The sequence below is a fragment of the Pseudoalteromonas sp. Xi13 genome (assembly GCF_003952205.1).
In the GTDB taxonomy this organism is placed as follows: Bacteria; Pseudomonadota; Gammaproteobacteria; order Enterobacterales; family Alteromonadaceae; genus Pseudoalteromonas; species Pseudoalteromonas atlantica.
On sequence record NZ_CP034439.1, the window covers coordinates 2,759,731 to 2,778,416 of the forward strand.

Here is an 18,686-nt window from a genome sequence, read left to right on the forward strand (position 1 = left end):
TTTATTGGTTTCGCTTGGCACTGTGCACACCTTCAATTTGATGCAGTTTAGACAAAACCCGGTTTGTGCCCGATAGGTCATGCACTTCTATTTGCATAGTGAATACCGCTAACTGATCAGCCCCAACTGTATTAACGTTCATGTTGATCACATTTACTTTTTCGTTAGCCAGTACAGAGCTAATATCGCGAATTAAACCTGAGCGATCGCTGGCTTCTATTTTTATACTTAGCGCATAAGAGCCGTTTATTTCATCTGACCAACTAACCGATATAACACGCTCTGGGTGCTGCTCTTTTAAGTTGTTAAATGAATCGCAATCTTCGCGGTGTACCCCAATGCCTCGGCCTTGTGTAATATAACCAATTATTTTATCGCCAGGTACTGGACGACAACACTTAGCAACGTGGCTCATTAAGCTGCCTACACCATCAACCACAATGCCGTTTTTATCGCCAGTTACTTTACTTGGCGCTTTAAAACGAATAACTGGTTCTTCTTCAGTACGATCACTGACAAAGTTAAGCATTTGGTTTAAGCGAACATCGCCGGCACCTATGGCAACCATTAAGTCATCTAGTTCTTTAAAATTAAAGCGCTTAATAGCTGGGTCTAAATCTTTGTAGGTTAAATCTAGCTTTTGCAGTTCGTTATCTAGAATCTCTTTACCGGCGCTTAAGTTTTTATCGCGGTCGAGCTGTTTAAACCAATGATGGATTTTAGCCCTTGCACGCGACGATTTAATGTAACCAAGCGATGGATTTAGCCAATCGCGGCTTGGATTAGGCTGCTTTTGCGTGAGAATTTCTACCTGATCGCCCGTTGATAGCTGATGTGTAAACGGCACTATTTTGCCAAATACTTTAGCCCCTATACAGCGGTGCCCTACATTTGAGTGAATGTAGTAAGCAAAATCAAGCGGTGTAGCGCCAACAGGTAAATCGATAATATCGCCGCTTGGAGTAAATATATAAACGCGGTCTTCTACAACTTGGTTTTTAAGCTCTTCGGCTAAATCGCCCCCATCAACCACTTCTTCTTGCCATTGCAGTAATTTGCGCAACCAGCTAATTTTTTGCTCATAGCCTGAGCCACGCCCAGGTAAAGCGCCTTCTTTATACATCCAGTGCGCGGCTACGCCTAGCTCTGCATCTTGGTGCATTTCGCTGGTGCGTATTTGTATTTCAACGGTTTTCCCTTCAGGGCCAAATACCACGGTATGAATTGATTGATAGCCATTTTGCTTAGGTGTAGCAACGTAGTCGTCAAACTCTTTATTAAGGTGGCGCCAATTAGTGTGCACAATACCTAGCGCGCCGTAACAATCTTGCAGGCGCTCTACAACAATTCGCATTGCTCTAATATCAAACAGCTGATCAAACTCGTAGTTTTTTTGCTGCATTTTTTTATAAATGCTGTAAATGTGCTTAGGGCGGCCATACACTTGCGCCTCAATACCGGCTTCGCTTAGGCGAGCTTTTACTTGCGCAACCATATCTTCCATATAGGCTTCACGGGCAAGGCGTTTGTCATCAAGTTGTTTAGCAATACTTTTATAGGTGTCGGGGTGTAAATACCTAAACGATAAATCTTCTAGTTCCCACTTAAGCTGGCCTATACCTAACCTGTTTGCTAACGGGGCAAAAATATCGGCGGTTTCTTTAGCGGCAATAACACGCTCTTCTTCATCGCCATTTTTTACATTGCGTAAATGGCACACTTGCTCAGCAAGTTTAATCACCACAGCGCGCACATCTTCAACCATGGTAAGTAACATTTTACGAATGTTATCTACCTGCATAGTGCCTTTACCTTGGTGCGATAAAGTACTAATAGCAGCCATTTGCGCAACCCCAGTTAAAAGCATGGCTACATTTTTGCCAAGTTGTGCTTCTACGGTTTCAAGGTCTACTAAGTCGTTTAAGTAGTAATGCGTGAGATACGCGGTTGCGAGAGATTCTGCATCTAAATTTAGCTCGGCTAAAATCTCGACCATTTCTATGGCCGTGTTTTGCCGTGCTTGGTTGTCACATGTAACACACAATGCTTGCGCTTTGTTTAGTAGCGTTATTTTCTCTTGCGATAACGCTAACTGTTTTAGGCTAGTAGCAAAGTCACCTGTGTCGTCCTGCTGATGTGATTGACGTGTAGCGACCATAAAACGCTTTACCTCCGTTGAAATAACGCCATTGTTTCTATGTGTCCTGTATGTGGAAACATATTCATTAGCCCAATTTTAGTAACTTCAAAGCCTGCTTGCGAAATAATTGCACTGTCACGGGCTAAAGTAACAGGATCGCAAGAGACGTATAAAATGGTTTTAAACTGCTTTAAAGGTAGTTGCTCTAAAACAGCCATAGCACCTGTGCGAGAAGGGTCTAATACTAATACGTCTAGCGCCTTATTAAACCATTGTGCTGTTTCAATTTTTTGCGTTAAATCAAAACAATGAAAGTGCGCATTAGTGATAGAGTTAGTTTGCGCATTTTGCGTCGCCATTGCAACCGCCGATGCAACCCCTTCTACTCCAATAACCGATTTAGCATGCTGGGCTAGCGCTAATGAAAAGTTACCAATACCACAAAATAAATCCAATACTTGCTCGTTTCCTTGCAAGTTAAGCCAATTTACCGACTGAGCTAACATAGCTTGGTTAACTTCATCATTTACTTGAATAAAATTACCAAGGCCAAATTCAAACTTTAAATTAAACTTTTCTAAAAAATAATACGGCGTAGGCAAATGAGCCTGCTCTATAACATCACTGTTGTCTTGCCAAGTAATTAACCACTGCTGTGCGTTTGCTGCTTCTTGTATATAGCTTTTGGCTTCATCTGGTATCGCTTTAGTATGGCGAATAACAATAAAGTTCCCAGCTTCGTTTTGGCACAACTGTAAATGACTTATACTGTGTAGCGCTTTATATTGATTAATAAGCGTTTCAAAAATACTAAATACGTTAGTAAATGCCTTACTAAGCACATCACATTGCTCAATACTAATCACATTTTTAGAGCTAGGCGCACGATACCCAACTCGCATTTTTTTAGCGGCTTTATCATACATTACGGCAATACGCGCACTGCGTCTGTAATGAGTGGGCTTACTTAAAAGAGGCGCTTGCCAATTTAAGTCGCTTAATTTGGCAAATTTTTGAAACAGTTGCGTCACTGCATTTTGCTTTTCAACCACTTGCTGATTTATTTCTAGGTGCTGCAACTGGCAACCACCACAGTGATTATAATGTTGACAAAAAGGCTGCGTGCGCGCATCGCTTGGATTAATAACCTTAACCAGCTTTGCACTACTGTATTTGGCTTTATCTTCAATTAGGCTTGCCGTTACTTTTTCATTCATTAAAGCGCCGCTTACAAAGCACACTTTGTTATTGTGTTTGGCAACGCCCCGCCCTTGATGATCCATGGCCGTAATATTAAGTGTGAGTGTTTGCTGTTTAAGTGGTTTTTTCTTTGCTTTAAAAATTTGCGCCATGCGGCATTACCTTAAATTTTGTATTACGTATAAGCAAATCAGATGCTTTGAGAATAGCCGATGAACCGTATATACTCGATCCATACTAATAATGATAATAACGCTTCCATTATGACCAAATTAGGCTTACGTGATTCTGTTTTAACCTTAACCTTGATCCCCACAGTGATCATTGGTTTGTTACTTGGCGGCTATTTTACAATAAATCGTTACATTGAGCTTGATGAAATTTTATATCAACAAGGCAGCTCAATATCTGAACCCTTAGCAATTGCTTTAGAGCAGCCTTTACTTGAAAAAAATAAAAAGCTGCTCAACCGTCTGATTAGTTACACACACAATAAGCACTCCCCAACCATTAAATCGATTGCTATTTTTGATACCAGCAATCAGCTTATTATGACCAGTAACTATCATCGCTCGTTTGATGAACTAACTCAAAAAGAACAAATTGAAAATCTTCACACAACAAAAATTAATAAATCAGAAGAGTTAATCACGTTCTACACCCCTATTTTTAATCATTCTGCGCCGGTATCAAAATGGGATATTAATGATTTTCAAACCCCGCTTGGCACCGTTATTTTACAACTTAATAAAGACCAAGCGATTATAGGCCAGCAGCGAGCGGTTTTAATTAGCGGCATTGTTATTTTATTTTCAATAATATTGGCATCTATTTTAGCGCTTAAGCTTAGCCGTATGTTTATGAACCCACTTAATAAGTTAGTACTTGCCACCGACAAACTAGTTGAAGGTAAAAGAGACACGGGTTTAAACGACACCATGATGGGCGAATTTGAACTTTTGCGTGAAGGGCTTAATACCATTGCCCACACTATGGTTATGCAAAAAGACGAAATGCAGAAAAATATTGATCAGGCCACGAGTGATTACCGCGAAACCCTAGAGCAATACGAAACCTCAAATATTCAGCTAACCATGGCCAAAAAAGAGGCACAAGATGCTAACCGCGTTAAGTCCGACTTTTTAGCTAAAATGAGTCACGAGTTACGTACCCCGCTAAATGGGGTTATTGGCTTTACGCGCCAATTGTATAAAACACCTTTAAATAAACATCAAAAAGACTACCTCGATACCATAGAGCTTTCTGCCAATAGTTTATTGACAATTATTAGCGACATTTTAGATTTTTCTAAACTTGAAGCAGGCGCAATGGAGCTTGAATCAATCCAGTTTCAACTGCGCGATAGCGTAAACGAGGTTATGACATTATTAGCTCCCTCGGCGCATGAAAAACAACTTGAGCTATCTATTTATATCAACCCACAAGTGCCTGATGATTTAACCGGTGACCCCACTCGCCTTAAACAAGTACTCATTAACTTGTTAAGTAATGCCATTAAGTTTACTGAAAAAGGCTCTATAAAAGTTGATATAAGCTACCGCTTATTAGATGAAGACCGCGCCTCTATTTTAGTATCAGTAACCGATACCGGTGTGGGTATTCCAATGGATAAGCAAGATGCGTTATTTACTGCATTTGGCCAAGCAGATTCATCCATCACCCGAAAATTTGGCGGCACTGGTTTAGGTCTCATTATTACTAAACATATTGTAGAGGCTATGAATGGCCGAATAACGCTAAATTCAGCCCCGGGAAGCGGCACCTGTTTTACCTTTAATGGTGTGTTTAGGTTGCCTGATCATACCTTTAGTAACGACTTACCTTCTAAATCACTTATTGGTAAACGCATATTATACCTAGAGCCACACGAGCATACGCACCACTCAGTGCTTTCTGTATTAAACGAGTGGGAAGCGGTTGTAACCGCCTGTTTTAATGAAGCAGCGTTTTTAGACGCCATCAAACATAAAGTTCTTAAGTACGATATTTGTATTATTGGTGATATGGCATCGGTAGATGATATGCAGCGACTTAAGAGCTATGTGAATATGGTTCGCGAGTCGTGCGATTATTTATACCTTATGCTCAATACGGTATCGCATAATATGCGCGAAGCGTTTATTGGCAGCGGCGCCGATGCGTGCTTAAGTAAGCCGCTTAATCATCGTAAATTATGTGAAGTACTGGCTGCGCCTTATCGCCTTGATCATCCAACCTTAAATATTGAGCCAAGCGACCAAACATTATTGCCATTAAAAGTACTGGTGGTAGATGACAACGATGCAAACTTAAAACTTATTTGCACCTTGTTAAAAGAGCAAGTTGAATTTATAGACACCGCTTATAATGGCTCGCAAGCCTACAGCTTAAGTAAAAGCCATAAGTACGATGTTATTTTTATGGACATACAAATGCCGATTATGGATGGCATTACCGCGTGTAAACTTATTAAGGAGTCTTCTTTAAACGAAGACACACCTATTATTGCGGTAACCGCGCATGCACTGCACAGTGAAAAAGAGCAGCTATTAAAAGATGGCTTTAAAGGCTATTTAACTAAGCCTATTGATGAGGACATGCTGAGCCAAATTATATGCGATCATAGTCCACAATCGCCCGTAAGCCGCGACAAAATTAAAAGTGTAACGTCGCAAAGCCCTGCTCCATTTGAAAGTAACTGCTTAGATTGGTCGCTTGCGCTACAACGTGCAGGGGGCAAAGGTGAGCTGGCGCTGGAAATGCTCAATATGCTGTTACAAAGTGTGCCAGAGACACTCTCGCAGCTCAACGAGGCTATTGAGCAAAACGATTGCCAAACGGTATTAAGTGTTATTCACAAATTCCATGGCGCGTGCTGTTATACCGGTGTGCCTAAGCTTAAATCACTGGCAGAAACCATAGAAACCTCACTTAAAAGTGATTGCGTGCTAGATAACGTTGAGCCTGAACTATTTGAACTTCAGGATGAGCTGGAAAACCTTATGGCAGATGCAAGTGTTACCGAGCACCAACGCTAAAAAACACGTAATAAAAAAGCGCTGATAATGCGCTTTTTACAGATTTTAATACCATTTTACTTAATTAAGTATTTCTATGAAATGGTGCCACCATGGGGTTAAATTTATAACCTTGCCTCAATCATGAGGCGTTTCATGTCGCGTACTGCTTTTTCAAGGCCATCAATAGCTGCGCGCGCAATAATAGCGTGGCCAATGTTAAGCTCATAAATTTCAGGCATTGCAGCAATTGGTTTTACGTTATGATAATGAAGGCCATGCCCTGCATTTACAATTAAGCCTAAGCTCGCCGCGTATTTTACACCCTCTCGTATGTGCTCAAGCTCTTTGTGTAAATCTTCATCATTAGTGGCATCTGCATACGCGCCGGTATGAATTTCTACATACGGTGCACCACACGCTTTAGCTGCATCTAACTGTGCTTTATCGGCGTCAATAAATAATGACACTTTAATACCCGCATCAGTTAGTGTTTTAGTGGCCGCTTTAATTTTATCTACATTACCAGCCACATCTAGGCCGCCTTCGGTCGTAAGCTCTTCACGTTTTTCAGGTACTAAACATACGTACTCAGGCTTTACTTCTAGGGCAATGTTAATCATTTCATCTGTAACCGCTGTTTCAAGATTCATACGCGTTTGAATCGTTTTAGCCATTATGTATACATCGCGGTCTTGAATATGGCGGCGGTCTTCACGCAAATGAATAGTAATACCATCTGCACCGGCGTGCTCTGCCACACTGGCTGCATGTGCTGGGTCTGGGTATGATGTACCACGCGCTTGGCGAAGCGTTGCGATATGATCAACGTTTACGCCTAAAAGAATGTCTTTCATTTTGTTACCTGTAAAATATGTTTATTGAGAGGCCATAAATAATTCACGGCTTTTTAATGGTTTATTACCCAGTAAAGGTTTTAGTAAATAACGGCTTAATTGTTTTGCCATATAGAGTACATCGCTTTGGCTAAAATCATGATTAGCAATCGCTTTGAGCTGCGCGCCGCTAAACCCTGAACGCGTATCTTGTTGCATCAAAAAACCCAACTCAGGAAAGTAACTATACGTTTGTCTTTCATCAATTGGCTCACCACTGGCATCAAAGCTAAAGTCAACGCCATAACCCAACAACTCTAATAATTGAAATTCGTATGAGCGCAGCACCGACTGTAAATTGACATCGCTATTTAAGTTCTCTAGGTGAGTTTTGTAGAGCTCAAACACTTGTTCAAGTGGCTCGTTTACCGGCACAATGCGGTTAGTCAGCTCATTTAAATAAAAGCCACAGTAAAGCTTATCCTTTGTTAAATATAAAGGATTACCATGTAGCTCAAATTTATTAATGTATTTTAAATCGTACTTGCCACTGTAATGAACAAGCAGTGCCTGAAAAGGCTGTAATTGTGCTTTGTGTTTAGTGGCCTGGCGACCACTCACTCTGGCTAGCATTCTAAGCTGGCCTACGCCTTCTACCAGCATATCGAGCATTACTTGGGAGTCGCTATAAGGACGCCGATGTAATAGGTACGCTGTGTAGAAGTCGCTATCCATATTAGTTGGCTAAATGCTGGTTAATCTTCGCCATAGCCTAAACTTCTTAAGGCACGTTCATCATCTGCCCAACCCGATTTAACTTTAACCCAAAGCTCTAAAAACACTTTGTTATCGAGCATTTCTTCAAGGTCTTTACGGGCTTCACGGCCAATCACTTTAAGCTTTTCGCCTTTGTTACCTATTACCATGCGTTTTTGGGTTTCACGCTCAACAAGAATTAACCCGTTGATATGCCAAACACCGTTTTCTTGCCATTTAAACTGCTCAATTTCTACAGTAACAGAATACGGCAGCTCTTCACCCATAAAGCGCATTAGCTTTTCACGAATAACTTCTGCCGCCATAAAACGCATTGAGCGGTCGGTTACATAGTCATCAGGAAAGTAAAATTCGCACGGTGGTAAGCGTTTAGTTACTTCGGCTTTAATTAAATCAACGTTTTTACCTTGCGTTGCCGATACCGGCATTATGCCCACAAAATCAAATTTGTCGCCAAGCATCTTCATATGCGGTAATACTAAATCGCGGTCTTTTACTTGGTCTATTTTATTAATAACAAGTAAAACAGGCTTACCACTTTGCGATACTTTATTAAGTACCATTTCGTCATCGGCATTCCAGTGAGTGCCCTCAACAACAAAAATAATAAGCTCTACATCACCAATTGAACTCGATGCAGCACGGTTCATTAAGCGGTTAATAGCCCGCTTTTCTTCAACGTGTAAGCCCGGCGTATCAATATAAACAGCTTGGTGTTGCCCTTCTGTATGAATACCCATAATACGGTGGCGAGTTGTTTGTGGCTTGCGCGAGGTAATACTTACTTTTTGCTCAATGATTTCATTAAGCAATGTTGATTTACCTACATTAGGGCGGCCAACAATGGCAACCATGCCACAAAACGTATCAATATCACCTTCATGAGGCTGTATTAAGGTATCAAGATTCATTTTTTAGTATCTTCAATGCTTTTTCGGCAGCTTTTTGTTCGGCTTTACGGCGCGAGCTACCAACAGAAATAATGCTATCCATACCTTCAACTATACATTCAACCGTGAACGTTTGATTGTGCGCTTGACCTTTGGTATCAACAACGGTGTAGCCCGGTAAAGATAACTTACGCGCTTGTAGATACTCTTGCAGCAAGGTCTTAGGATCTTTTTGATTAAGCCCTGGTGAAATAGCATCAAGTCGAGATTCGTACCACGCTAAAATCAGCTCGCCACAGCGGTCTATGTTTGAGTCTAAAAACACAGCCCCTATAATGGCTTCTACAGCATCAGCTAACGTTGATTCACGACGAAAACCACCGCTTTTTAACTCACCCGGCCCAAGGCGCAAGTAGTCACCTAAACCAAACTCTAGCCCAAATTCAGCAAGTGTTTGGCCACGCACAAGCGTAGAGCGCATACGGCTTAAATCGCCTTCACGCGCTTTTGGAAATTTGTCGTACAAAGCATTGGCAATAACAAAGCTCAAAATTGAATCGCCTAAAAACTCTAAGCGTTCGTTGTGTTGACCTTTATGACTGCGGTGCGTCATTGCCTGTTCAAGTAAACCTTGATCAGCAAATTCGTAGCCAATTCGTTTATATAATTCTGTTACATTTTTTTTCATTGTTACTGAATATTACCTAGGCGTTCAAAACGAACACCAGTTGGAACCCATCCTGGTAAAATATCATCTGGGCCATTCTCAAATTCAAAACTCATCCATATAAAGACAGCTTTACCCACCAAGTTTTCTTTTGGTACAAAGCCCCAAAAGCGACTATCTTGGCTGTTGTCGCGGTTATCACCCATCATAAAATAATGATCAGCTGGTACAGTCCATTCATCCGAAGGAGTCCCTGGTTGCTGATAGTAACGCCCTTTACGTTCAGGTGCGCGTGGGTTGATTAAAATGTCGTGCTTGAGTGTCGTTAAATCTTCATTTACTCGGGCAAGCGACATTTGGCCTTGTTTAAACTCATTATCGTTAATTAATTTAAAATCAATTTTATTAAACTCATTACAAAGTAGGTCACCCTGCTGGGTCTCGCCTTCTTTACAATTAGGTTGAATATATAAACGCTTATCACGATAAACAATTTTATCGCCCGGTAAACCAATAGCACGTTTTATATAATCTACTCGCTCATCTAACGGGTATTTAAAAACAACAATATCGCCGCGTTCAGGCTCGCCTACATCTACAAGCTGGCTACGCCATACCGGGTCTTTAATCCCGTACGAGTACTTTTGTACTAAAATAAAGTCGCCCACCAACAGGGTTGGCATCATTGAACCTGACGGTATTTGAAAAGGCTCAAAAATAAACGACCTAAAAATAGTAATAGCTGCAATCATCGGAAAAATCGATTTTGCAGTTTCTGTAATTGCCGGCTCAGGTGCAATTAACGCCGCTGTTTCTTCATCAAGCTGGCCACCGGCAGATGTTTGGGCAAGCGCCAAACGCTCTTGCCTTTTTGGCGCATACATTAGGTGGTCAATTAACCATATTAAACCTGAGCCTAACGTTAATAACACCAATAAAACTGAGAAATAACCAGCCATCTATAATCCTTTGTTTTTATTTACCAACTTTCAAAATAGCTAGAAACGCTTCTTGCGGTACTTCTACATTACCCAGTTGCTTCATTCGTTTTTTACCATCTTTTTGCTTTTGCAGTAGCTTTTTCTTACGGCTCACGTCACCACCGTAACACTTAGCGATTACATTTTTACGTAATTGCTTAACCGTAGTACGGGCAATAACATGTTGTCCTATTGCAGCTTGAATCGCAATATCAAACATTTGACGCGGAATAAGCTCTTTTAACGCATCAGCAAGTTGGCGGCCGCGTGATTGTGCACTGTCTCGGTGAACAATTATAGCGAGCGCATCAACACGTTCACCATTGATAAGTATATCAACACGTACCATGTCTGATGTTTGAAAGTGCTTAAAGTTGTAATCAAGCGATGCAAAACCACGACTGGTTGACTTTAATTTATCAAAAAAGTCCATAACCACTTCAGCCATAGGTAGCTCATAAGTTACAGCGACTTGCTTGCCGTGATAACTCATTTTAGTTTGCATACCACGCTTTTCTACACACAGAGTAATAACGCTACCTAAAAACTCTTGCGGTACAAGTATGTTTGCCTCTACTACTGGTTCGCGTATTTCAACAATATCATTAACCGCCGGTAAGTCAGACGGGTTATCAATTTGTCTCGTACCTTCTTTGGTTACTACTTCGTAGATTACAGTAGGTGCCGTGGTAATTAAATCAATATCGTATTCACGCTCTAAACGCTCTTGAATAATTTCCATGTGTAGCATACCTAAAAAGCCACAGCGGAAACCAAAACCCAGTGCTGTTGAATTTTCAGGTTCAAAAAATAACGACGCATCATTTAAGCTTAGTTTATTAAGTGCATCACGGAACGATTCATAATCATCAGAGGCAATTGGGAACATACCTGCATATACTTGCGGCTTAATTTTTTGAAAGCCTGGTAAACGCGCTGGTGCCGCATTTTTTTGATGCGTAATCGTATCGCCCACTGGGGCGCCGTGTATTTCTTTAATACCGGCAATAACAAACCCTACTTCGCCGGTACGTAAAATACCCGTGTTGGTTTGTTTAGGGGTAAAAATACCCACGTGATCAGCTGTATGTACTTGCTCGTTCGACATTATTTTTATTTTGTCGCCGGCACGTAGTTCGCCGTGCTTAATACGCACTAGTGATACAACACCTTGGTATGGGTCAAACCACGAGTCAATAATAAGCGCCTGTAAAGGTTGATCTTTTTCACCTACCGGTGGTGGGATATCCTTTACAATCATTTCAAGTACTTCAGCAATACCAACACCTGTTTTAGCACTACATTGCACAGCGTCTAGGGCATCAATACCAATAATGTCTTCAATTTCTTCTGCTACACGAAGCGGATCGGCTTGCGGTAAATCTATTTTATTTAAAACAGGGATTACTTCTAAATCCATTTCAATGGCGGTATAACAGTTTGCCAGCGTTTGTGCTTCAACACCTTGTCCGGCATCAACAACTAAAAGCGCACCTTCACATGCCGCTAAAGAGCGAGAAACTTCATAAGTAAAGTCAACGTGCCCCGGTGTATCGATAAAGTTAAGTTGGTAGGTTTCGCCATCGTTAGCTGTGTAGTTAAGCGTTACACTTTGCGCTTTAATGGTAATACCGCGCTCACGCTCGATGTCCATTGAATCTAACACTTGCTTTTGCATTTCGCGGTCTGTTAAGCCACCACAAACCTGGATCAAACGATCTGAAAGGGTCGATTTACCATGGTCAATATGGGCGATGATCGAAAAATTACGGATATGCTTCATAAACTGGATTCTAAACTTCTATTTTAATAGGCTAAGTACGAACACCTGAGTGACTTGAAAATACTTATTGGGTATAAGTGCTATATAAATGGCTAAATGCGCTTTAGATAATCAAATTTTTGATTGCCTTTTTACCCTGTATTTCCAAGTTACTCTGGTATAAAACGGCAATTTTACATTTAATTGGCCTTAATCACCATCTATTTGCGTTAAAGGAAGGCTAATTGGATGAATTTTTATCACTTTTACATCATGCCTGAGTGTTTTTACTTTGCTTTTAGCTAAAAAGTAACCACCTACACCGCCCAAAGCGGCGAATAATATTTGCCATCCCTGCGCTAAAAGTAGTAATTCGGCACTAATAAATGCAAGCGTTAATCCTAAAAATAAAGGCAGCATGTATACAGCAAAAGCATGTTTGACTAAATGCGAATCATCTAATGAGAGCGTTACTTTTTGGCCCACTTCTACAGGAGTATCAAATTGATATGGAAAGGTTTTTTTATCGCTACCAAAGAGTTTGGCAAAGACTTGCGAGCCACAGCGACCATTACACCCTTCGCAGGCTTTTTTTTGCTGGGCTTCTAAGTGGGCAGTGGCGCCATCTAGGGCAACCACTGTAAGTGTTTGTTCAATCATAACAACCCTTACGAATTGTTTATAATGCGCGAGTCACTGACTCAGCAATTGCCTTTGCGGTTTGGCTTGGCACATTACCAACAACAGATACATCAAAGTTTCCGCCATTATGCACATAAATTGTCGTTGCGCCAGAAGTTAATGATCCGCTTAAGCGGCGACCTGGTAAGGGGCGCTGTACAAAAACAGAAATTTCAACAAACCCGTCAGAATATAAATAATAGTCAGTAAGTTCGTTGTTTAAATCAAGTTTATGGCGGTCTGATTTTAGTAATTTAAAGCCATTAGGTAACCAACCAATGCGCCAGTTTGTGGCATTACTTTTTTCACCTTCCAGTGCGTTACCTGGTAACGGCGTTGGAAAATTACGGTTGAGCACTTCTAAAATCATCGGTGCTGGTTGCTCTGTTACGCTAATATGGGTTAACTGTAGCTGCTCTAATGCTTCACCTTGGTGGTTAACATACGCGGCTTTTAATAACAGCGATGACTCTGTATCAAGCCAAATCCAGTAGTTATATTTGTATTCATCTTTTGATTCTATTCTCACCAGTTGCGCCGCTCGCCCTGCAATACGGCCTTTACCACCTAGCACAAAATCATATTGGCTGCTTAATGCTTCAATATCTTTAAATAATACTTCAGGTATTGGCCCAGCAATGGAGTCTGTATTTATAGAATATGGCTGCGATTGCGGTTCAAAGTAGGTTACTTGGTCGTTAATTCTCACCATTTCTAAGCCCGCGCCATTAAGTAAACTTAAATGCTCAAGCTCTGTTTCACCTTGCTTTGCATGCACCCAACGGTAAGGTTCCATGGCTTTACCCTTTACCACCACAAAAGAGGCGTCAAAATTGCGGGTATGCACTGCGTTCGCCATGTTTAGTAATAAATCTTTGGCGGGATTTGTGTCGTTAGCAAAAACATTAAAGCTTAATACTAACGACAGAACAAAAGTGATTACTTTCATTTAATTAGTTTTTTTCCTCTTGCGCTTTGTCACTATTTTGCGCTGTTTGCAAAGAGTGTGCAACACGTGCTTGACGTTGATGCTCTAAAACTAACGCACCAATGCGTTGTTGCTGTAATTCGCGTAAACCCTGCTCAGCGTTTTCAAGAGCAGGTTCTGATGAGTAACTCACCGGCGACGCCATACCTGTTAACGGGGTAGTTTGTAAAAGCGGAATTTCGCTTTCTTGCTCACCCGCACCTTGTGGCAAGGTATTTACGCCAACAATGGCAAACATAGCTACGCTTGCAGCAATAGCAAGTTGTGCAACCGGCTTGCGCCAATTAAACGCCACTACTTTGTTATCTTGCTGCGCTTCACTGTGCTCGGTATCAGGTGTTTTGTTTGCTGTCGATTGGGTGAAATCGGCATACACAGGCTCACTTTCAAGTGCTAAGGCTATGTTATCGCTTATATCGATGTGTATGTCGTTGTTATTTTTTTGAGCACGCATCGCATCACCAATTAGCGCATATCGACCAAACGTAGCAACATCCTGATCAGAAATTTTACCCTCTGCAAGGTGTTGTTCGCCGTCAAGTAATGCTGATAACGTTTCGCTATCCAACTTGTTAACGTGTGCTTTTGTCATACTAAGACTCGCCTATTAATGGGTTTAATTTATTATCTATTGCTTCTCGGGCTCTAAAAATACGCGAACGTACTGTCCCAACAGGGCAATCCATTACCACGGCTATTTCTTCATAGCTCATCCCTTCGATTTCTCTTAGGGTAATCGCGGTTTTAAGGTCTTCAGGCAAACTATCAATCGTATTAAAAATAACAGCGCGTACTTCGTCGCTTAACAGTAAGTTTTCAGGCGATGCGTTTGAACGCATCGAATCCGCACCGTCATAAAACTCGGCATCTTCAGCGTCTATATCGTTTGCTGGCGGTTTACGGCCCTGAGCTACTAAATAATTTTTAGCACAATTAACGGCAATACGGTATAACCACGTATAAAAGGCACTATCACCTCTAAAGTTTGGAAGTGCACGGTAGGCCTTAATAAATGCCTCTTGTGCTACATCTGCAATATCGCCTTGGTTAGACACATAACGTGAAATTAACCCTGCAATTTTGTTCTGATACTTCTTTACTAATAGGTTGAAGGCGTTTTTATCTCCTTGCTGGACCCTTTTTACAAGCGCTAAATCTAATTCCTGCTCGCTCATTCGAGCCGGTACTCCTCTGTTTGATTCTTGCTGGTTATTCATAGTGTCGCCATTGTTCACAAATACTCTGACCTCTTTATGAATAAAAAGTTCTGCTTAATATTATTTTTTTATAAAATAGTCGTAAATAACGGCGCTAAGCCATTAAAATCACTACGTAGTAATATGACAAATATGATACAACTACATTATTAAAAACAAATATTGCTCTAATTTGAGCATTGTAACCGCAAAGTACCTCTAACATGAACCAAAATAAACATCATATTGCTGATGTCGCTATTATCGGTAGCGGCGCGGCGGGCTTATCTCTTGCATTGTCTTTAGCTAACTATTGTAATGTTACTGTGATCAGTAAAGGTGCCCTCACCGAAGGCTCTACACTGTATGCACAAGGCGGGATTGCCGCAGTATTTGATAAAAAAAACGACAGCATAGAATCACATGTTGAAGATACCCTTGATGCCGGCGGTGGTTTATGTGACCGAGAAGCTGTGCATTATACTGCAAGTAATGCGCATCAGTGTTTACAATGGCTCATTGAGCAAGGCGTTCCTTTTGATATGGAGTTTGATAGCAAAGGAAAAGAGCGCTTTCATTTAACCCGCGAAGGCGGACACAGCCATCGCCGTATTTTACATGCAGCCGATGCCACTGGTAAGGCCGTACAAACCACGTTAATTAGCCAAGTTAAAGCGCATAAAAACATTACCTTGCTCGAGCAATACAATGCCATCGATTTGATTAGTGATAAAAGCTTAGGTAAGCCGGGTTCGCATATTCATGGCATGTACGTGTGGAATAAAAAAGCAAAAAAAGTAGAAACTATTTCCGCTAAATTTGTAGCGCTCGCAACAGGGGGGGCAAGCAAGGTGTATTTGTACACTTCAAACCCTGATGTATCTAGCGGTGACGGTATTGCCATGGCGTGGCGTGCAGGCTGTAGGGTAGCCAATATGGAATTTAACCAATTTCACCCCACTAGCCTTTATCATCCTGAGCTACAAAACTTCTTAATTACCGAAGCTATGCGCGGTGAAGGAGCGTATTTAAAGCGCCCCGACGGCACTCGCTTTATGAAAGACTTTGACGATAGAGAAGAGCTGGCACCGCGCGACATAGTAGCCCGTGCTATCGACTTTGAAATGAAGCGTTTAGGTGCAAATTGTGTATACCTAGATATTAGCCACAAAGATAAAGACTTTATTATTGAGCACTTCCCTACTATTTACGCAAAGTGTTTAAGTGTAGGGCTTGATATAACCAAAGAAGCCATCCCGGTTGTTCCTGCCGCGCATTATACGTGTGGCGGTGTAATGAGCGACTTTAACGGGAAAACCGATTTAGATAACTTATACGCTGTAGGCGAAGTCGCCTACACAGGTTTGCACGGCGCTAACCGTATGGCGAGCAATTCATTATTAGAGTGCATTGTATTTGCCCACGCTGCCGCTAAAGATATTTTAAGTAAACTTGAGCATGCGCCGGCACCACTTGCGCTGCCAAGCTGGGATGAAAGCCGTGTCAGTAATTCTGATGAAGAAATTGTTATTACCCATAACTGGCACGAACTGCGGTTATTTATGTGGGATTATGTAGGCATTGTGCGCTCAACTAAACGCCTAGAACGAGCACTGCACCGTGTTGAGTTATTACAACAAGAAATACATGATTATTACGCAAACTTTAGAGTAAGTAATAACTTATTGGAGCTTCGTAATTTAGTGCAAGTAGCCGAGCTGATAATTAGAAGTGCAATGCAGCGTAAAGAAAGCCGTGGCCTTCACTATACGATTGACTACCCTGAGCAAAATGAAAACCCAACACCCACTATTTTGATTCCACCTCGCCATTAATGGCAATCAATGCTGCGCGCTTTAAACGTGCGTAGCTTTGCTTATTTACGCCATTAGCTGAAATAATAAGCCATTGGCGTTTATTAAAACCTTTAATGTGTAACCACACACTGGTATTTAATATTTTTGTTTTAGGGGTTATTTGTCCCTGAACCTTTAAATTTTCGTTTTCAAAGCGTATTTGCTTAGGCTCTAAAATAATAACGCCACTTTCAGGGTGAATGGCCACTATTTTTTGCCATACCCAGCAAAGCGCAATTGTATTTACAGTTATACAAACAACAATGCTAAAAAAAGAGCTTAAATAAAGCCCTAATACCACACTTAATAAGCAGAAAAACAGCACCACAGGCCGCTGTTCTGCTTTGTTATTTACTACCGTAAACCTATACACGAACTCGGTCTAAAATTAGCGATACCATGGTATTAAGCTCAGCATCTTTACACTCTTCATGGCCCATAAACCATGCAAATAAATCAGGGTCTTCTTGGGTTAGCAAACGCTGAAATACAGCCTGCTGCTGTGCATTTAACGAATCATACGCCTGCTCTACAAATGGCATAAACAAAACATCTAACTCTAACATGCCGCGGCGACAAGCCCAGCGTATACGTGCTTTACTATGAATTTCAGTCATTTTAAACCTCATACTTAATTGTCCCGAGTTTAACAAATACCTGCCTAATTAGCAGCTATTAATCTGTGTTCAAATAATAAAAAACTGCCCGCCTTCGTTGCTGTACCCTAGGTTATAACTGCGTTATTATGTCTACTCATTTGTATTGCACAGAAGGTTTTTATGTCGAGCGTTTATGCATGTCCGTTATCTCACCAACTTATTAGCCTAACCGGTGCGGATAAATTGTCTTATCTTCACGGACAAATCACTCAAGATCTCAATAAACTATCTAACAGCAATTATTTATGGGCTGGTCACTGCAGCGCCAAAGGCAAGTTGTGGGGTGTGTTTAAATTATTTTCTCACCAAGATAGCTACTACTTAGCAGGTTCACAGCCTGAGGTAGAGAAGTCGCTCAGTGAGCTAAAAAAATACGCTGTGTTTGCCAAAGTAGATATTGATGTTTCTACGAACAGATTAATTGGGTTGATCAGTGACGATTTAACCCCAGTCCTAGAAAAACTTGATATTCGTTTTTCTGATAACCAAACGGCCTGTGACTTCCCAAGTGGTAAAGCCCTTAAGTTAGCGCCAAATCGCGTTTTACTAATGGTTGATAGCCAATTTAGTATGCCAGATGATGTGTCTACATTAGATAACTGCGCACTATGGCAAGAAGCCGCTATAAAAGCGGGCGAGCCACAATTAAATAGTGACGCCATTGGCGAATACGTACCACAAATGGTAAACCTTCAAGCGATTAACGGCATTAGTTTTAAAAAAGGCTGTTACACCGGCCAAGAAACGGTTGCCCGTATGAAGTACCTAGGTAAAAACAAACGCGCTATGTATATTGTTACAGGTAAAAGCGATGGCCTACTTGAAGAGCCAGAGCTTGAAACCCAAGTGGGCGAAAACTGGCGTCGCGCTGGTAAACTAATTGCCCAAAGCTATAACGAAAATAGCCAAACCTTATTTGGCCTTGTTGTGCTGCCAAACGATACACCAAGTACACACGTACTTCGTGCAAAGCACACCCCTCAGGTAGAGCTAAGCATTCTGCCTCTACCTTACTCTCTTGAAGATGAATAAATAGG

The 18,686-nt window shown here is 41.3% G+C and carries 17 protein-coding genes; 3 read left to right on the top strand and 14 right to left on the bottom strand.

The window, feature by feature from the left end; genetic code table 11:
* Position 1: 1 nt before the first annotated feature.
* Together relA and rlmD are read right to left on the bottom strand one after the other, a co-directional pair.
* Positions 2-2,158, bottom strand: coding sequence for a GTP diphosphokinase (gene relA, locus EJ103_RS12395; protein ID WP_024033076.1), 2,157 nt, complete (start codon positions 2,156-2,158; stop codon positions 2-4).
* A gap of 8 nt (positions 2,159-2,166) precedes the next feature.
* Complete coding sequence (rlmD, locus tag EJ103_RS12400) at positions 2,167-3,492, bottom strand: 23S rRNA (uracil(1939)-C(5))-methyltransferase RlmD (RefSeq protein ID WP_126007914.1); 1,326 nt, start codon at positions 3,490-3,492, stop codon at positions 2,167-2,169.
* A gap of 111 nt (positions 3,493-3,603) precedes the next feature.
* Here rlmD and barA point away from each other — a divergent pair, with 111 nt between their 5' ends.
* On the top strand, positions 3,604-6,378 hold the full coding sequence (gene barA, locus EJ103_RS12405) for a two-component sensor histidine kinase BarA (RefSeq protein ID WP_126007916.1): 2,775 nt from the start codon (positions 3,604-3,606) through the stop codon (positions 6,376-6,378).
* Between the two features lie 104 nt (positions 6,379-6,482).
* Here the strand turns inward: barA and pdxJ are convergent, their stop codons facing one another.
* The 10 genes from pdxJ to rpoE all read right to left on the bottom strand — a co-directional run bounded on the left by pdxJ (position 6,483) and on the right by rpoE (position 15,113).
* A complete protein-coding gene (pdxJ, locus tag EJ103_RS12410) occupies positions 6,483-7,214 on the bottom strand; it encodes a pyridoxine 5'-phosphate synthase (protein ID WP_126007918.1) in 732 nt (243 codons plus the stop codon).
* A 21-nt stretch (positions 7,215-7,235) separates the two neighbouring features.
* Positions 7,236-7,928 carry a DNA repair protein RecO gene (gene recO, locus EJ103_RS12415; RefSeq protein ID WP_126007919.1) on the bottom strand — a complete coding sequence of 231 codons (693 nt, stop codon included), beginning with the start codon at positions 7,926-7,928 and terminating at the stop codon, positions 7,236-7,238.
* Between the two features lie 20 nt (positions 7,929-7,948).
* On the bottom strand, positions 7,949-8,881 hold the full coding sequence (gene era / locus EJ103_RS12420) for a GTPase Era (protein ID WP_004586229.1): 933 nt from the start codon (positions 8,879-8,881) through the stop codon (positions 7,949-7,951).
* Positions 8,871-9,548 (bottom strand): ribonuclease III, encoded by a 678-nt coding sequence (rnc, locus tag EJ103_RS12425; protein WP_004586228.1) that lies wholly within the window; start codon positions 9,546-9,548, stop codon positions 8,871-8,873. The genes era and rnc overlap by 11 nt, the downstream gene beginning before the upstream one ends.
* Before the next feature lie 2 nt (positions 9,549-9,550).
* On the bottom strand, positions 9,551-10,486 hold the full coding sequence (gene lepB / locus EJ103_RS12430) for a signal peptidase I (RefSeq protein ID WP_126007921.1): 936 nt from the start codon (positions 10,484-10,486) through the stop codon (positions 9,551-9,553).
* Between the two features lie 16 nt (positions 10,487-10,502).
* Positions 10,503-12,290: a translation elongation factor 4 gene (gene lepA / locus EJ103_RS12435; RefSeq protein ID WP_126007924.1), complete on the bottom strand. Its 1,788-nt coding sequence runs from the start codon at positions 12,288-12,290 to the stop codon at positions 10,503-10,505.
* Between the two features lie 189 nt (positions 12,291-12,479).
* Complete coding sequence (locus EJ103_RS12440) at positions 12,480-12,929, bottom strand: SoxR reducing system RseC family protein (protein WP_126007926.1); 450 nt, start codon at positions 12,927-12,929, stop codon at positions 12,480-12,482.
* 19 nt (positions 12,930-12,948) lie between these two features.
* On the bottom strand, positions 12,949-13,899 hold the full coding sequence (locus EJ103_RS12445; RefSeq protein WP_054982697.1) for a MucB/RseB C-terminal domain-containing protein: 951 nt from the start codon (positions 13,897-13,899) through the stop codon (positions 12,949-12,951).
* Between the two features lie 4 nt (positions 13,900-13,903).
* A complete protein-coding gene (locus EJ103_RS12450) occupies positions 13,904-14,530 on the bottom strand; it encodes an RseA family anti-sigma factor (protein ID WP_055015366.1) in 627 nt (208 codons plus the stop codon).
* Position 14,531: 1 nt separating this feature from the next.
* Positions 14,532-15,113 carry an RNA polymerase sigma factor RpoE gene (gene rpoE / locus EJ103_RS12455; protein ID WP_004586222.1) on the bottom strand — a complete coding sequence of 194 codons (582 nt, stop codon included), beginning with the start codon at positions 15,111-15,113 and terminating at the stop codon, positions 14,532-14,534.
* A 245-nt stretch (positions 15,114-15,358) separates the two neighbouring features.
* Between rpoE and nadB the strand changes: the two genes are divergently transcribed.
* Positions 15,359-16,969, top strand: coding sequence for an L-aspartate oxidase (nadB, locus tag EJ103_RS12460; RefSeq protein ID WP_024033085.1), 1,611 nt, complete (start codon positions 15,359-15,361; stop codon positions 16,967-16,969).
* Here the strand turns inward: nadB and EJ103_RS12465 are convergent.
* Positions 16,944-17,363, bottom strand: a complete 420-nt coding sequence (locus tag EJ103_RS12465) for a hypothetical protein (RefSeq protein WP_126007927.1) — start codon at positions 17,361-17,363, stop codon at positions 16,944-16,946. The genes nadB and EJ103_RS12465 overlap by 26 nt on opposite strands.
* Complete coding sequence (locus EJ103_RS12470; protein ID WP_004586219.1) at positions 17,356-17,607, bottom strand: succinate dehydrogenase assembly factor 2; 252 nt, start codon at positions 17,605-17,607, stop codon at positions 17,356-17,358. Before EJ103_RS12470 ends, EJ103_RS12465 begins: the two co-directional genes overlap by 8 nt.
* Before the next feature lie 162 nt (positions 17,608-17,769).
* Here EJ103_RS12470 and EJ103_RS12475 point away from each other — a divergent pair, with 162 nt between their 5' ends.
* Entirely contained in the window at positions 17,770-18,681 is a 912-nt protein-coding gene (locus EJ103_RS12475; RefSeq protein WP_126007929.1) for a folate-binding protein YgfZ, read from the top strand.
* Positions 18,682-18,686: the final 5 nt, after the last annotated feature.

Coding starts and splice junctions, on each gene's coding strand:
- relA (WP_024033076.1), bottom strand. CDS start 2,158: ATGGTCGCTACACGTCAATCACATCAGCAGGACGACACAGGTGACTTT.
- rlmD (WP_126007914.1), bottom strand. CDS start 3,492: ATGGCGCAAATTTTTAAAGCAAAGAAAAAACCACTTAAACAGCAAACA.
- barA (WP_126007916.1), top strand. CDS start 3,604: ATGACCAAATTAGGCTTACGTGATTCTGTTTTAACCTTAACCTTGATC.
- pdxJ (WP_126007918.1), bottom strand. CDS start 7,214: ATGAAAGACATTCTTTTAGGCGTAAACGTTGATCATATCGCAACGCTT.
- recO (WP_126007919.1), bottom strand. CDS start 7,928: ATGGATAGCGACTTCTACACAGCGTACCTATTACATCGGCGTCCTTAT.
- era (WP_004586229.1), bottom strand. CDS start 8,881: ATGAATCTTGATACCTTAATACAGCCTCATGAAGGTGATATTGATACG.
- rnc (WP_004586228.1), bottom strand. CDS start 9,548: ATGAAAAAAAATGTAACAGAATTATATAAACGAATTGGCTACGAATTT.
- lepB (WP_126007921.1), bottom strand. CDS start 10,486: ATGGCTGGTTATTTCTCAGTTTTATTGGTGTTATTAACGTTAGGCTCA.
- lepA (WP_126007924.1), bottom strand. CDS start 12,290: ATGAAGCATATCCGTAATTTTTCGATCATCGCCCATATTGACCATGGT.
- EJ103_RS12440 (WP_126007926.1), bottom strand. CDS start 12,929: ATGATTGAACAAACACTTACAGTGGTTGCCCTAGATGGCGCCACTGCC.
- EJ103_RS12445 (WP_054982697.1), bottom strand. CDS start 13,899: ATGAAAGTAATCACTTTTGTTCTGTCGTTAGTATTAAGCTTTAATGTT.
- EJ103_RS12450 (WP_055015366.1), bottom strand. CDS start 14,530: ATGACAAAAGCACACGTTAACAAGTTGGATAGCGAAACGTTATCAGCA.
- rpoE (WP_004586222.1), bottom strand. CDS start 15,113: ATGAGCGAGCAGGAATTAGATTTAGCGCTTGTAAAAAGGGTCCAGCAA.
- nadB (WP_024033085.1), top strand. CDS start 15,359: ATGAACCAAAATAAACATCATATTGCTGATGTCGCTATTATCGGTAGC.
- EJ103_RS12470 (WP_004586219.1), bottom strand. CDS start 17,607: ATGACTGAAATTCATAGTAAAGCACGTATACGCTGGGCTTGTCGCCGC.
- EJ103_RS12475 (WP_126007929.1), top strand. CDS start 17,770: ATGTCGAGCGTTTATGCATGTCCGTTATCTCACCAACTTATTAGCCTA.